This window comes from Aeromonas rivipollensis, assembly GCF_037811135.1.
GTDB classification, from domain to species: Bacteria; Pseudomonadota; Gammaproteobacteria; order Enterobacterales; family Aeromonadaceae; genus Aeromonas; species Aeromonas rivipollensis.
Window position 1 is genome coordinate 2,400,149 of record NZ_CP149130.1, and the last position, 14,209, is coordinate 2,414,357.

The 14,209-nt window shown below is 61.4% G+C and carries 13 protein-coding genes; 9 read left to right on the forward strand and 4 right to left on the reverse strand.

All coding sequences use genetic code 11. The features are described from left to right. Positions 1–56 precede the first annotated feature (56 nt). The 3 genes from WIR04_RS10900 (at position 57) to WIR04_RS10910 (ending at position 4,189) form a co-directional block, all read left to right on the forward strand. Positions 57–1,343, forward strand: coding sequence for an outer membrane protein transport protein (locus WIR04_RS10900; protein WP_025326896.1), 1,287 nt, complete (start codon positions 57–59; stop codon positions 1,341–1,343). A 251-nt stretch (positions 1,344–1,594) separates the two neighbouring features. After that, positions 1,595–2,851: an OmpP1/FadL family transporter gene (locus WIR04_RS10905; RefSeq protein WP_338886833.1), complete on the forward strand. Its 1,257-nt coding sequence runs from the start codon at positions 1,595–1,597 to the stop codon at positions 2,849–2,851. Between the two features lie 114 nt (positions 2,852–2,965). Beyond that, positions 2,966–4,189, forward strand: coding sequence for an EAL and HDOD domain-containing protein (locus WIR04_RS10910; RefSeq protein WP_338886835.1), 1,224 nt, complete (start codon positions 2,966–2,968; stop codon positions 4,187–4,189). A gap of 102 nt (positions 4,190–4,291) precedes the next feature. Here the strand turns inward: WIR04_RS10910 and WIR04_RS10915 are convergent, their stop codons facing one another. Next, positions 4,292–5,455, reverse strand: coding sequence for an acetyl-CoA C-acyltransferase (locus tag WIR04_RS10915; RefSeq protein ID WP_338886837.1), 1,164 nt, complete (start codon positions 5,453–5,455; stop codon positions 4,292–4,294). Between the two features lie 132 nt (positions 5,456–5,587). Here WIR04_RS10915 and WIR04_RS10920 point away from each other — a divergent pair, with 132 nt between their 5' ends. Next, positions 5,588–5,986 carry a MerR family transcriptional regulator gene (locus WIR04_RS10920; RefSeq protein ID WP_005325128.1) on the forward strand — a complete coding sequence of 133 codons (399 nt, stop codon included), beginning with the start codon at positions 5,588–5,590 and terminating at the stop codon, positions 5,984–5,986. A gap of 94 nt (positions 5,987–6,080) precedes the next feature. Here WIR04_RS10920 and WIR04_RS10925 read toward each other — a convergent pair whose 3' ends face one another. Continuing rightward, entirely contained in the window at positions 6,081–7,325 is a 1,245-nt protein-coding gene (locus WIR04_RS10925; RefSeq protein WP_025326893.1) for a dicarboxylate/amino acid:cation symporter, read from the reverse strand. Between the two features lie 269 nt (positions 7,326–7,594). On the opposite strand from WIR04_RS10925, the gene WIR04_RS10930 reads away from it, so the two are divergent. From WIR04_RS10930 to WIR04_RS10940, 3 genes are all read left to right on the forward strand, one after another. Beyond that, positions 7,595–7,879, forward strand: coding sequence for a pyrimidine/purine nucleoside phosphorylase (locus WIR04_RS10930; RefSeq protein ID WP_025326892.1), 285 nt, complete (start codon positions 7,595–7,597; stop codon positions 7,877–7,879). Positions 7,880–8,045: 166 nt separating this feature from the next. Then, positions 8,046–9,428: an L-serine ammonia-lyase gene (locus WIR04_RS10935; protein ID WP_307765479.1), complete on the forward strand. Its 1,383-nt coding sequence runs from the start codon at positions 8,046–8,048 to the stop codon at positions 9,426–9,428. A gap of 286 nt (positions 9,429–9,714) precedes the next feature. Continuing rightward, positions 9,715–11,085, forward strand: a complete 1,371-nt coding sequence (locus WIR04_RS10940) for an L-serine ammonia-lyase (protein WP_025326890.1) — start codon at positions 9,715–9,717, stop codon at positions 11,083–11,085. Positions 11,086–11,316: 231 nt separating this feature from the next. Here the strand turns inward: WIR04_RS10940 and WIR04_RS10945 are convergent, their stop codons facing one another. Beyond that, the gene (locus WIR04_RS10945) at positions 11,317–12,276 is read right to left on the reverse strand and encodes a lytic murein transglycosylase (RefSeq protein WP_338886843.1); all 960 of its coding nucleotides are present in this window, start codon (positions 12,274–12,276) and stop codon (positions 11,317–11,319) included. Next, positions 12,276–12,554, reverse strand: a complete 279-nt coding sequence (locus tag WIR04_RS10950) for a YcgL domain-containing protein (protein ID WP_025326888.1) — start codon at positions 12,552–12,554, stop codon at positions 12,276–12,278. Before WIR04_RS10950 ends, WIR04_RS10945 begins: the two co-directional genes overlap by 1 nt. 106 nt (positions 12,555–12,660) lie before the next feature. Between WIR04_RS10950 and minC the strand changes: the two genes are divergently transcribed. After that, a complete protein-coding gene (gene minC / locus WIR04_RS10955) occupies positions 12,661–13,377 on the forward strand; it encodes a septum site-determining protein MinC (RefSeq protein ID WP_338886845.1) in 717 nt (238 codons plus the stop codon). Positions 13,378–13,395: 18 nt separating this feature from the next. Next, positions 13,396–14,208, forward strand: a complete 813-nt coding sequence (gene minD, locus WIR04_RS10960; protein ID WP_098984135.1) for a septum site-determining protein MinD — start codon at positions 13,396–13,398, stop codon at positions 14,206–14,208. Position 14,209: the final 1 nt, after the last annotated feature.

Sequence of the window (14,209 nt, forward strand, 5' to 3'; positions counted from 1 at the left end):
TAGCGGCCAAAGAGCCCTGATATCGACAGAAAATCTGCTTACAAAGAGAGAACACTATGACAACTGCCTTTTTCAAGAAAAGCCTGATCGCCGCGGCCGTCACCCTGGCCAGCACTCAGACCTTCGCCGCTGCGTTCCAGCTGAACGAACACTCGGCCTCCGGTCTGGGCCGCGCCTATGCCGGTGAAGCAGCCATCGCCGACAACGCGGCCGTGCTGTCCCGCAACCCGGCCGCCATGACCACCTTCGACAAGATGGCACTGTCTGTTTCCGGTACCTATATCAAGCCCGACGTGGATGTCGCGGGTGACATCTATGCCGGTCCGGCCAAGCTGGCATCGGCCAGCGAGAGCGACATCGCCCCCGATGCCTTCGTGCCGGCCACCTACTTCATTCAGCCCCTGAACGATCAGTGGGCCTGGGGCATTGGCCTCTTCTCCAACTACGGCCTCTCCACCGAGTACTCCAAGACCTTCCCGGCCGGTGCCGGTGCCGGTGATACCGAGCTGTTGACCTTCAACATCAACCCCAACATCGCCTACCGCATCAACTCCAACTTCAGCCTGGGTGCCGGCATCAATGCCGTCTATGCCCAGGCCGAGTTGAACCGCTATGCCGGTGCCCTGGCACCGGGCCTGACCGCCAGAACCGGCATAGTTCACAACAGCGACACCGCCATCGCCCACCTCAAGGGTGACACCTGGGGCTTTGGCTGGAACGTCGGCGCCCTGTACGAGATCAACGACAACAACCGCCTGGCCCTGACCTACCGTTCCCAGGTAGACCTGAGCTTTGACGGCGACTTCAAGGGGCTGACCTCCGGCTACCGGACCGTCGATGGCAACCTGAAGCTGGATCTGCCTGCCCAGGCCGAGTTCGCCGGTTACCACCGTCTGAACCAGCAGTTCGCGGTGCACTACTCCGTCAACTGGACCGACTGGAGCGCCTTCCAGGAGCTCAAAGCCACCAGCAACGCCTGCGCCGGTGGGGTCTGCCTGCAAAAAGACGAGAAGTTCAAGGATTCCGCCCGCTACGCCATCGGTGGTACCTGGTACGTCAACCCGTCCTGGGAAGCCCGCATCGGCTTCGCCTACGACAACAGCCCGATCGAGCCGGAATACCGCAGCCTGAGCATCCCTGACTCCGACCGTGTCTGGTACAGCGCCGGCGCCACCTACCACATCGATCAGGACATGAGCGTCGATTTCGGCATGGCCTACCTGGACGGCAAGGAAGTGGACGTGAACGAAGGTCTGACCAGCCATACCGATCCGGTACGCTGGAAGGGCACCTCCCACGGCAACGCCTTCCTGGCTTCCGCCCAGTTCAACATGAAATTCTGATTTCATCGCGATCAAACAGAGCGCCTCCAGGCGCTCTTTTTTTATGCGGCATCCCCATCTCGGCGCACAGCTGTAGCAAACAACTGTACTCTTTTTGTTTTTTATCAAGCTGTTATAGGCGATACCTTCAGCATTTAATCCCGTTTTGCCCCTTCGGCCCCCGCCCCCGTTGCCTTACTGGTCATACCATATAAAATCCCGCCCCCAACCGAATCACAGAATGAACCCTCAGTTCATCCCGAGGAAAAGCAATGCAGTCGACCATCAAGCCCTCCCTTATCGCCCTGATCTTGCTGCCTGGCCAGGTCCTGGCGGCCGGATTCCAGCTGGCGGAACAATCGGCCACCGGCATGGGTCGCGCCTTCGCCGGGGAGGCAGCCATCGCCGACAACGCCAGCGTGATCGCCCGTAACGCCGCCGCCATGACCCGTTTCGAGCGCACCGCCTTCTCCGGCGGTGTCATCCATATCCAGCCTGACGTCAACATAGAGGGGGTGACCCGGGTCCCCACCCCCCAGGGTCCGGTGACCCTGGATGCGAGCGCCAATGACATCGCGGACGGTGCCTGGGTGCCCAACGCCTATCTCATCCTGCCCCTGAATGATCAATGGTGGCTGGGGCTGGCGGCGACCTCCTACTATGGCCTCGGCGTCCAGATGCCGGACAACTACAACGCCGGTCACTTCGGCAACGTCTCCGACATTAAGACGGTGGATCTCGGTGCCTCCCTGGCCTATCGCATCAACCAGCACTGGTCGGTCGGCGCCGGTCTCTCCGCCATTCAGGGCGAAGGGGAAGTGGGCGGCACCTTCCCCTCCAACAACAAGATAGCCAAGCACCTCAAGGGGGATGGCTGGGCCCTTGGCTGGCATCTCGGCACCCTGCTGGAGCTGTCGCCAGCCACCCGCATCGGCCTCTCCTATCGCCATGACGTCAACCTGACGCTCTCCGGGGATGCCGTCGGCACCGATCTGCTGGGCCGCACCTTCACCGACACCGGCACCCTGGACCTGCCCCTGCCCGCCACCGCGGAGCTGGCCCTGTTCCATCAGCTGACCCCGACCCTGGCGCTGCATTCGAGCATCAACTGGACCAACTGGAGCAAATTCGTGCAGCTCGAATCCGGGCTCGATCACCATGGCACCATGCACATCAAGGACGAGCACTGGGAAGACAGCTGGCGCTACGCCCTCGGCCTGACCTATCAGCTGGCCCCCCAATGGCAGCTTCGCTCCGGCCTGGCCTATGATCGCAGCCCTGTCCCCGCCGATCGCCGCACCATCTCCATCCCGGATTCGGATCGGGTGTGGTACAGCGCCGGGGTGGGTTACCAGATAGACCGCAACCTGTCGCTGGATCTGGGGCTGACCCTGATCGACGGCAAGAAGGTCGAGGTGAACGAAACCATGCAGCTCAAACCCGGGATAGCGCAAACCACCTCCAGCTTCCAGGGCACCTCGGAAGGGGACGCCTGGCTGGCCGGTCTGCAGCTCAACTACCTCTTCTGACCCCGCCACCCCTGGCAATACTATGCCAGTTGCTGACCCTTTCGACCCGGTCGGCACTGGCATAGTGATCCGCTTCACCATAGAATCAAGCCTTCACTCATGCTGGAGAAATGCATGTATTCCTATGTAGCAAGGCAGCCCATCCTGGATCGGGAATTGAAGACCCATGCCTATGAGCTGCTGTTTCGCGACAGCCTGGATAATGTGTTTCCCCCCATCTCCGCCCAGCTGGCCACCTCCCGACTGGTGACGGAGCAATTCCTGCAACAGAACATCGATCAGCTGCTTGGCGGCCACCCCTGCTTCATCAACTTTCCTCACTCCCTGCTGCTGGACGGCCTGGCCGAGTGCCTGCCCCAGGACAAGGTGGTGATCGAGATACTGGAAGATGCCGAACCCGACGATGCCCTGCTGGACAAGGTGATCCAGCTCCACGGGCTGGGCTATCGGCTGGCGCTGGATGATTTCACCCTGGTCCCGGCCTGGGACAGGTTCCTGCCCTATATCCACATCATCAAGTTCGATCTGCGGGCCACGCCGCTCGCCAGCATAGAGACCTTCATGCTGACCCATAGCCACCTGCCGCTCACCTACCTCGCCGAAAAGGTGGAGGACAAGGACGAGTTTGAACGGATGAAGGGGCTCGGGGTCGAGTTGTTCCAGGGCTTCTTCTTCAGCCGGCCCCAGATGGTGCAGCAGACCACCATGCCCCCGACCCAGCTGGTGGTGATGCAGCTGCTGAAGGTGGTCAATCAGGCCGAGCCGGATCTGGACAAGATAGAGCAGCTGCTCAACCAGGATCTCTCCCTCTCCCTCAAGTTGCTGCGCTACGTCAACCACCTCAAGCGCTTTCCCCAGCCCATCGCCTCGTTTCGCCAGGCCGCCAGCTCCCTGGGGCACGCCCAGCTCAAACGCTTCGTGGCCCTGATCGCCGCCACCAGCGCCGGTCACGACAAGAGTGCCGAGCTGCATCAGATGTCCCTCATCCGGGCCCGTTTCTGCGAGCTGCTGGCACAGACCCATGCCCCCACCCAGCAGGCGCAGCAAGCCTTCATCACCGGGCTCTTCTCCCTGCTGGACGTGCTGATGGGGCAACCGCTGGCTCAGTTGCTCGGCACCATCCCCCTGACCGCCGAGATCCGCGCCGCCCTGCTGGAGCGCAAGGGCAATCTGGGGTTCTATCTCGCGTTTTGTGAAGACTACGAGAAGGCCAACTGGCAACGGATCGCCGCCAGCACTGCCCGCCTGGGGCTCAATGAAGAGAAGGTCAGCCACCTCTATCTGGCCGCCACCACCTGGGTCAATCAGCAGCTCCAGGCCATGGAAGGGACGGACTGAACCCGGCTCTCCCCCGCTGTCACCTAGGCATCCCCGGAAATGACAACGTCCCTGCGTGAGGGACGTTGTGCATTTATCGGCAAGCGACTTCGAGACGACGCCTCAGCCCAGTTCGATGGCCATGGCGGTCGCCTCCCCGCCGCCGATACAGAGGCTCGCCACCCCTCGCCGCAGGCCCCGCGCGTGCAGGGCATGGATCAGGGTGACCAGGATGCGGGCACCGCTGGCGCCCAGGGGATGACCCAGGGCGCAGGCGCCCCCGTTCACGTTCAGCTTGTGATGGGGGATCTGGCACCCCGCCATGGCCAGCATGCTCACCATGGCAAAGGCCTCGTTCACCTCGAACAGATCCACCTCCTCCACCGACCAGCCCACCCGGGCCAGCAGCTTGTCGATGGCGCCTACGGGGGCGCTGGTGAACTCCGCCGGCAGGGCGGCATGGCTCTGGTAGCCGACCACCCTGGCCAGCACGGGCAACCCCAGGTGCTCGGCGGTCTCGGCCCGCATCAGCACCAGTGCCGCCGCCCCGTCCGAGATGGAGCTGGCATTGGCCGCCGTGATGGTGCCCGTCTTGCTGAAGGCCGGTTTCAGGGTCGGTATCTTGTCGGGTCTGGCCTTGCCCGGTTGCTCGTCATCAGCCAGCAGCAAGGTGTCTGCGGCCACCACGGGCGCCAGCTCTGCCTGGAAGGCGCCGCTTCGCTGCGCCGCCAGGGCCCGCTCCAGGGAGGCGATGGCGAAGGCATCCATGTCGGCCCGGGTCAGCCCGGCCCTGTCCGCACTCAGCTGGGCGTAGTGGCCCATCAGCTGCCCCTCGTAGGCATCCTGCAAGCCGTCGAGGAACATGTGATCCAGCACGCTCTGATGGCCCATGCGAAAACCGCTCCGCGCCTTGTCCAGCAGATAGGGGGCCCGACTCATGCTCTCCATGCCGCCCGCCACCACCACATCCACCTCCCCCAGCCGCAGCCCGTCTGCCGCCAGCATCACCGCCTTCATGCCGGAGCCGCACACCTTGTTGATGGTGGTGCAGGGCACGCTGTCCGGCAGCCCGGCCCTGAGCGCCGCCTGACGGGCCGGTGCCTGCCCGACCCCGGCGCTCAGCACATTGCCCAAATAGACCTCATCGACCCGAGTTGCGTCTATCCCGGCCGCCGCCAGGGCGGCGCGGATGGCGCAGGCGCCGAGCTCGGGTGCACTCAGTGCGCTCAAGGCCCCTTGAAAGGCCCCCATGGGGGTACGTTTGGCCGCCACAATCACTATATCCATCAATCGCACTCTCCTTGTTACATTGGGATAACATATGCCGCCGCCGTCACCGGAACAAGACTTGCGGGCAAGTTGACGTTTGGGTAAGGTGCCAGCCTGCATTGACAACCAGATGACAGCCAAGACAGCCCTATGACCAAATCCAAGGATGACGCCCGGACCTTCAGCATCAGCGAGCTGGCCCGTGAATTCGATGTGACCACCCGCAGTATCCGCTTCTACGAGGATCAGGGCCTGCTGAACCCGACGCGCCAGGGGCAGACCCGGATCTACAGCCGTCAGGACAGGGTACGCCTCAAGCTGACCCTGCGTGGCAAACGGCTGGGCTTCAGCCTCGCGGACATCCGCGAGCTGTTCGATCTCTACGACGCGGACAAGAGCAGCCGCTCCCAGCTGCAGACCATGCTGGGGCTGGTGGCCGACAAGCGGGAGACGCTGCAGCAGCAGCTGGAAGACATCCAGATGGTCTTGCTGGAGCTGGAGGCCGCCGAGCAGCGCTGCCGGCAGGCACTGGGCCAGCTGACTCCCTGAGTCGGCAAGGGAAGAACGGCCATGCCGGTCCGAAGCAAATAAAAAGAGGGAGGCTTGCGCCTCCCTCTTGTCATTCATGGCAGTGAGCCTGGTCTCAGGCTTCCTTGCTCCAGCGGTTCGGATCGTAATCCGGGCTGTAGCGATCGACGATGATGGCGCAGGCCGCATCGCCGGTGATGTTCAGCGCGGTACGAATCATGTCGAACAGGCGATCCAGCGCGAACAGCAGGGGCAGCCCCTCGATGGGGATGCCGGCCGCCAGCAGCACGGCCACTACCAGGAAGCTCGGGCCCGGCACGCCGGCCTGACCGATGGCACCCAGGGTCGAGGTGACGATGATGGCCGCCCAGGCGCCCATGCTGAGGTCGATGTTGTAGACCTGGGCGAAGAAGATGGCCACCAGACCGTAATAGATGGCGTTGCCGCTCATGTTGATGGTGGCACCCAGCGGCAGCACGAAGGAGGCAGTGGCGTTGGTCACCTTCAGATCGTGCTCGCAGGTCTCCATGTTGACCGGCAGGGTCGCCATGGAAGAGGCGGTGGAGAAGGCCACGATCTGCGGCTTCTTCATGGCCGAGAAGTACTTGCGTACCGGCGTGTTGGAGAAGAAGGCGATCAGCAGCGGGTAGACCACGAAGCCGAAGATGAGGATGGCGGCGACATAGACCACGAACAGCTTGAGCACCAGGGTCAGCACGTCGAAGCCATAGGTGCCGATGGCATCGGCCATCAGGCCGAAGACCCCGATGGGGGCAATCAGCATCACCTTGTTGATCATCCAGACGAAGGCGTCCACCAGGGTGTTGAGGCCATCCACCAGCGGCTTGGCGCGCTCACGGGGCTGCTTGGCCAGCGCTATGCCGAGGAACATGCAGAACACCAGGATCTGCAGTATGTTTGCCTCGTTCAGGGCGCTGAACACATTGGTCGGGATCATCCCAAGCAGGGTGGCCACGGCGTCCGGCAGGGCGCCCTTGTCGGCGTAGTCACCGGAGAACATGGCGGCCGTGGAGCCGAAATCGACCCCGACGCCGGGCTTGAAGATCTGACCCATCACCAGCGCCAGCAGCACCGCCAGGGCGGAGGTACCGAGGAAGAAGGCGAGCGTGGTCACCCCTATCTTGCCCGCGGCCGGGCTGGCCCCCAGATTGGCGGCCCCGGACAGGATGGCGACCGCCACCAGCGGGATCACCAGCATCTTGATCAGCTGGATGAAGAGCGTACCCAGGGGGGCGAAGACGGTCGCCTGCTCACCCATGAGGGCACCCACCAGCGCCCCCAGGATCATGGCAACCACAACCTGGAAGCCGATATTTTTAATTAATCCTTTTGTCAACACAGAATGTTCCTTTATTAAGCAATTACTCACACTTTGGCAGTGCAAATGACCACCCAGAGCGTCAAATCCTCTCCATTGCTCTGGCGGCGCGCTTTATCTCATATTTATTACCCGTTTAACATCGTGATCCCTGAACGAAACGAATTTTTATGGTTTTTCACAAAGTTGAGACCCACAAGAAACTCTCCGTTTTTTCCCTATTTCACCATGACAATCGCCAAAATAATGTGCTACTTTTGCTCTGCAAACGTGCATACAGGGAAGAAAAGATGCTGAAAGTTAACGAATATTTTGACGGAAATGTTAAATCCATCGGTTTCGAGCAAAAAGGCGAGAAAGCCACGGTCGGTGTGATGGAAGCGGGTGATTACCAGTTCAACACCGCCGCCCCGGAGCGGATGACGGTGATCAAGGGTGCCCTTCGCATCCAGCTGGCCGATGAAGACGAGTGGCACAGCTACCATCAGGGCGAGTCCTTCGACGTGGCCGGTCACTCCTCCTTCAAGCTGGAAGTGAAGACAGCCACCGCCTACCTGTGCGAGTTCCTCGACTGATAGCCCCGCAGGGGTGCCATGAGATGCAGATCCGCTCCTCCTGGCACCCCTGATCCCCCTGTTTTGCCCCATTTCCACACCGCCATCACAGGCTGTCACTTCCCCCCTTTTCATCGACTACAAAAAATTTACAATGTTTAGACGAAATCCATAATCGGAGTACGTCATGATCAGTGTCTTCGACCTGTTTTCCATCGGGATTGGTCCCTCCTCCTCCCACACAGTTGGGCCGATGCGGGCAGCCTGCGCCTTCGTGCACACCCTCAAGCAGAGCGCACTCCTCTCCCGCACCGAGCGCGTCGTGGTCGAGTGCTACGGCTCCCTCGGCCAGACCGGCAAGGGTCATGGCACCGGCAAGGCCATCATCCTGGGGCTGGCCGGCTTTGAACCCGAATCCGTGGACATCGAGGCCATCCCCGCCTTCCTCGATCAGGTAGAGCACAGCCAGACCCTGCGGCTGGGAGGGGAACAACCGAGCCAGTTCCCCCGCGTCGGTGCCATCATCTTCAATCGGCGCAAGACCCTGCCCGCCCACTCCAACGGCATGACACTGCGCGCCTTCGCGGGCGACAGCCTGCTGTTCGAGCAGACCTACTACTCCATCGGTGGCGGCTTCATCATCGAGGAGAGCCACTTCGCCAACGCCAGGGAAGAGGCCGCCCGCTTCGATGCCGCCCACCCCGTCCCCTACCCCTTCGAGAGCGGGGCCCAGCTGCTGGCCCACTGCAAGGAAAGCGGCCTCTCCATCTCGGGATTGATGCTGGCCAATGAGAAGGTGTTTCGCAGCGAAGCCGAGATAAAGGCAGGCCTGCGCAAGATCTGGCAGGCGATGCAGGGCTGTGTCGAGCGCGGTTGCAGGAGCGAGGGGGTGTTGCCAGGGGGGCTCAAGGTGAAACGCCGCGCCCCTGCCCTCTATCGTCAGCTCTGTGGCGAGACCAACTTCAACAAGGATCCCCTGATGGTGATGGAGTGGGTGGACCTGTTTGCCCTGGCCGTCAACGAGGAGAATGCCGCCGGTGGCCGGGTGGTGACCGCCCCCACCAACGGCGCCGCCGGCATCATCCCCGCCGTGCTGCACTATTACGATCGCTTCGTGCGCAAGGTGGATGACGAGCTGCTGATGCAGTACTTCCTCACCGCCGCCGCCATCGGCATCTTGTACAAGAAGAACGCCTCCCTGTCGGGGGCCGAGGTGGGTTGTCAGGGAGAAGTGGGGGTCGCCTGCTCCATGGCCGCGGGCGCCCTGGCCGAGCTGCTGGGCGGCAGCCCGGCGGTGGTCGAGAACGCCGCCGAGATCGGCATGGAGCACAACCTGGGGCTGACCTGCGATCCCATCGGCGGCCTGGTACAGGTCCCCTGCATAGAGCGCAACGCCATGGGGGCGGTCAAGGCGATCAATGCCGCCCGCCTCGCCCTGCGTGGCACCGGCGAGCACAAGGTCTCCCTGGACAAGGTGATCAGGACCATGTGGGAAACCGGCAACGACATGAAGACCAAGTACAAGGAGACAGCCCGCGGCGGCCTCGCCGTCAACATCACCGAATGTTAAGCCTGGGTGAAAACGACCTCAGATGAACCTCAGATACCCGGCCTCGCCGGGTATTTTTTCGCAAAACGTTTGCCTTGCGCTTAACAAAATGGATAACCATCAAAATAAATTTTATACTCGCGCCGTGAATTCAACAAAAATAGATCTATTTCAACTTTTTTTAGGCAGGAAGCCGTTACACTGCGGTTATCTGGTTCCCTGGCCTTTGTGACGACAGACCCGTCCCATGGATCACCCTTTCTGCGAGCGGGCATGGCGCCCCCTTCTACCCTGAGGTAATTGTTACATGATCAGCGTTTTTGATATCTTCAAAATCGGTGTTGGCCCCTCCTCTTCCCACACTGTCGGCCCGATGAAAGCAGCCAAACAGTTCGTGGATGATCTGCGTGCTAGCGGCAAGATCCGTGACATCACCCGGATCCAGGTTGACGTCTATGGCTCCCTCTCCTGGACCGGCAAAGGCCACCACACCGACACCGCCATCATCATGGGGCTGGCCGGCAACCTGCCGGAAAATGTCGACATCGACGGCATTCCTGAATTCATCTCCCGGGTCGAGCAGACCGGTCGCCTGCCCATCGGTCTGCACTGCCACACCGTCAGCTTCCCGAAAGGCGCCATGGTGTTCCATGACGAGGCCCTGCCCCTGCACGAGAACGGCATGAAGCTGACCGCCTTCATCGAAGACGAGGCCATCTACAGCAAGACCTATTACTCCATCGGCGGTGGCTTCATCGTCGACGAAGAGAGCTTCGGCAAGGCCGACAGCGGCGACATGACCGTCAACTACCCCTTCAAGAGCGCCGCCGAGCTGCTCGCCCACTGCGGCCAGACCGGTCTCTCCATCTCCGCCCTGATGCTGGAGAACGAGAAGTGCTTCAACACTCCGGAAGAGATCTACAAGAAACTTGGCAAGATCTGGACCACCATGCGTGAAGGGATAGAGCGCGGTTGCCGCACCGAGGGTGTCCTGGCCGGTCCGCTGCGGGTGCCGCGCCGTGCCGCTCCCCTCTACCGTCAGCTGACCACCAACGAGCATCTCTCCAACGACCCCATGAGCATCGTCGACTGGGTCAACATGTTCGCCCTGGCGGTGAGTGAAGAGAACGCCGCCGGTGGCCGCGTCGTCACCGCCCCGACCAACGGCGCCGCGGGCATCATCCCGGCCGTGCTGGCCTACTACGACAAGTTCATCCAGCCGGTCGGCCGCGACGAATACACCCGCTTCTACCTGGCCGCCGCCGCCGTCGGCATGCTCTACAAGATGAACGCCTCCATCTCAGGTGCCGAAGTGGGTTGCCAGGGTGAGGTAGGTGTCTCCTGCTCCATGGCAGCCGCCGGCCTGACCGAACTCATGGGCGGCAGCCCGGAGCAGGTGTGTGAAGCGGCCGAGATCGGCATGGAGCACAATCTGGGTCTGACCTGCGATCCGGTCGCCGGTCAGGTACAGGTGCCCTGCATCGAGCGCAACGCCATCGCCGCCATGAAGGCGGTCAACTCCTCCCGCATGGCCCTGCGTCGTACCTCCAAGCCCCGTGTCTCCCTGGACAAGGTCATCGAGACCATGTACATCACCGGCAAGGACATGGACTCCAAGTACCGTGAGACCTCCCGCGGTGGCCTGGCCATCAAGGTGATGCAGGTTGCCTGCGAATAAGCGGCAAACAGCAGATGCAAAAAAGGCGGGAGAGATTCCCGCCTTTTTTCTGCCATTTTCTCAGGGCAGGCGCACTGGCATGAAGAATAAAGAGGAAGGGGGCAATTCATCCGTCAGGGGTCATAGTGGGGAGGGATGAGTTTGCTATCTTATTCGGCGACCCCCCCCACCATCTTATTCCGCTCTTATCCCACTTTTATCCCGCACTTGCTCCGCTCTTCTATTCCACTTTTATTCCACTATCCGATCCGCAAGGGTGCCAACCGCCACCACGAAATAGGGGGAGCGGTTCCAGTGGCGCAGCACCCGATAATTGTCATAGGCAAGGTAACTGCGGCCATGAACGTCATCGGGCCGGATGAGGGAGGCCTGCATCTCGACGCTGGGCAGGGGTGAGCCATCCAGTTGCCGCACCCCGAGCGCCTGCCAGGCCGACAGCATCTTGCGGGTCTCAAGCCCCAGCAGCGCCGGATCGAGAGCCTCGGGCACCCTCACTCGCCGTCCCCAGGTCTGGTCCTCGCGCCAGCCGTTCTGGTGCAGATAATTGGCTGCCGATCCAAATACATCCGCGAGATTGCCCCACAGATCCTTCCTGCCGTCCCCGTCCTGATCGACCGCGTATTTGAGGAAGGACGAGGGCATGAACTGCACCTGCCCCATGGCCCCCGCCCAGGAGCCCTTGAAGGCGGCGGGGATCACGTGCCCCTGCTCTATGATGCGCAGGGCATCGAACAGCTGATCCTTGAAGAAGGCTTCTCGGCGCCCTTCCCAGGCCAGGGTCGCCAGGGAGGAGATCAGCGGGAAATTACCGGTGAGTTTGCCGAAATTGGTTTCTATGCCCCACAAGGCGACAATAAAACGGGGCTGCACCCCATATTCATCGCCTATTTTCGTGAGCAGCGGCAGATGCTGGCGATATAACGCCCGGGCTTGCTTGACTTTCCATTCCGGCACGGCGCGGGGAATATAGGATTCCAGGGTCAGTTTGAATTCCGGCTGATTTTTGTCGTGCTTGATGGCCGCCTCAATGAGGCGAATATCGGCAAAGGCGGCCGTTACCGTCGCAGGCTGGATGCCGGCCGCCAGGGCCTGCTGTTTGAGACCCGTCACATAATGGTCAAAATCGACGCTGGCCTCCAGGGGCGCACTTAATAGTGCGCTCAACAATAACAGTGCCAGCCGACCCTGCATCAGCGGGCGCCCTTTAATTGTGCCTTGTGCTGCTCCAGCAAATTTTCCGGTGGAGGAGGTACCTGCAGATAGAAACCCTGGCTCTGCAGCGCCGCCATCACCCGCTCGGTGGAGGCGATCCCCAGGGGCTTGGCCGGGTCCAGCTTGGTCATCAAGACCAGCTCGGGGCGTCCGAAGGTACTCATCAGTGCCTCTGGCACACGGGAAAAGTCCTCTCTTCTTTCAATAAAGAGATAGGTCTCGGCTTTTTTGCGACTTTTATAGACTGCACACAACATGGAAATTGATATAATCCGACGGGTTCATTGCCTCTGGTGGTGGCAAACTATAACATCAGGAATTGAATAACAATAACGTATTACCGTCTCGGTTCGGGGAAGATTCATGGTTGAACGCGATAACGAATTGAAAGGGACCACCTTCACTATTTCTGTGTTGCATCTCAGCGATGGCAATCCGGACCGGATCCGACAACTGCTGGAGGCCAAGGTCTCGCAGGCTCCTCAGTTTTTTAATTGTGCCCCCCTCGTCCTCAATGTGGAACGCCTCGGCGATATCCCCGATTTCGAGCAGCTCAGGGAGCTGGTCGAGTCGGAAGATTTCGTGCTGGTCGGCATCACGGGGGCGCGGGATGAGGCGATGAAGACGGCGGCCAAGGCGGCCGGGCTGGCCGTCATGGTGTCGGGCAAGAGCCGCAAGGCCGAGCCTGTGGCACCGGCGCCAGCACCTGAACCCGTGGAGGTGGCCCAGGTCGCCCCGGTTCAGACCCTGGAGCCGACCAAGGTCCACGTCGGGCCGGTGCGCTCCGGCCAGCAGATCTATGCTGCCGGCACCTCGCTGGTGGTGCTGGGCTCGGTCAGTCCGGGGGCCGAAGTCATCGCCGACGACAGCATCCATATTTATGGCGCCCTGCGTGGCCGTGCCATCGCGGGGGCCAAGGGCAATTCCCTTGCCCGCATTTATTGCCAGCAATTGCAGGCCGAGCTGCTCTCCATCGCGGGCACCTTCCAGCTCAGCGACGCACTGCCGGCAGGCCTGATACAAGAGCCAGTCCATATCCGGCTGGACAACGAACAACTCCGAATAGACCGCATCAAATAGAGTTACAAGGAAGCGAGAATGGCGCGAATCATAGTCGTTACATCGGGCAAAGGTGGCGTTGGCAAGACCACAACCAGCGCGGCCCTGAGCACCGGCTTGGCCCAGCGTGGCCACAAGACAGTGGTCATCGATTTTGACATTGGCCTGCGAAACCTGGATCTCATCATGGGCTGCGAGCGGCGCGTGGTGTATGACTTTGTCAATGTGATCAACGGTGAGGCCAACCTCAACCAGGCCCTCATCAAGGACAAGCGTTCCGAGAATCTGTTCATCCTGCCGGCCTCCCAGACACGGGACAAGGACGCCCTGACCCGCGAAGGGGTCGAGAAGATCCTGGATCAGCTGGCGGAGATGAAGTTTGATTACATCGTCTGCGACTCCCCGGCCGGCATCGAGGCGGGGGCCCTGATGGCGCTCTACTTCGCCGACGAGGCCATCGTCACCACCAACCCGGAAGTCTCTTCCGTGCGTGACTCGGATCGCATCCTCGGCATCCTGGCCTCCAAGTCCCGCCGCGCCGAGCGCGGGGAAGACCCCATCAAGGAGCACCTGTTGCTGACCCGCTACTGCCCGACTCGCGTCAGCCGTGGCGACATGCTGAGCGTGCAGGATGTGCAGGAGATCCTGGCCATCAAACTGCTCGGGGTGATCCCGGAGTCCCAGGCGGTGCTGCGCGCCTCCAACTCGGGGGAGCCGGTCATTCTGGACAAGGAGTCCGATGCCGGTCAGGCCTATGAGGACGCCGTTGCCCGCCTGCTGGGTGACACCAAGGATTTTCGTTTTCTGGAAGAAGAAAAGAAGGGCTTCTTTAGCCGACTGTTCGGGAGTTAAA

Excerpts from the sequence above, each read along its gene's own strand:
- WIR04_RS10900 (WP_025326896.1), top strand. The coding sequence starts at position 57 with ATGACAACTGCCTTTTTCAAGAAAAGCCTGATCGCCGCGGCCGTCACC.
- WIR04_RS10905 (WP_338886833.1), top strand. The coding sequence starts at position 1,595 with ATGCAGTCGACCATCAAGCCCTCCCTTATCGCCCTGATCTTGCTGCCT.
- WIR04_RS10910 (WP_338886835.1), top strand. The coding sequence starts at position 2,966 with ATGTATTCCTATGTAGCAAGGCAGCCCATCCTGGATCGGGAATTGAAG.
- WIR04_RS10915 (WP_338886837.1), bottom strand. The coding sequence starts at position 5,455 with ATGGATATAGTGATTGTGGCGGCCAAACGTACCCCCATGGGGGCCTTT.
- WIR04_RS10920 (WP_005325128.1), top strand. The coding sequence starts at position 5,588 with ATGACCAAATCCAAGGATGACGCCCGGACCTTCAGCATCAGCGAGCTG.
- WIR04_RS10930 (WP_025326892.1), top strand. The coding sequence starts at position 7,595 with ATGCTGAAAGTTAACGAATATTTTGACGGAAATGTTAAATCCATCGGT.
- WIR04_RS10935 (WP_307765479.1), top strand. The coding sequence starts at position 8,046 with ATGATCAGTGTCTTCGACCTGTTTTCCATCGGGATTGGTCCCTCCTCC.
- WIR04_RS10940 (WP_025326890.1), top strand. The coding sequence starts at position 9,715 with ATGATCAGCGTTTTTGATATCTTCAAAATCGGTGTTGGCCCCTCCTCT.
- WIR04_RS10945 (WP_338886843.1), bottom strand. The coding sequence starts at position 12,276 with ATGCAGGGTCGGCTGGCACTGTTATTGTTGAGCGCACTATTAAGTGCG.
- WIR04_RS10950 (WP_025326888.1), bottom strand. The coding sequence starts at position 12,554 with ATGTTGTGTGCAGTCTATAAAAGTCGCAAAAAAGCCGAGACCTATCTC.
- minC (WP_338886845.1), top strand. The coding sequence starts at position 12,661 with ATGGTTGAACGCGATAACGAATTGAAAGGGACCACCTTCACTATTTCT.
- minD (WP_098984135.1), top strand. The coding sequence starts at position 13,396 with ATGGCGCGAATCATAGTCGTTACATCGGGCAAAGGTGGCGTTGGCAAG.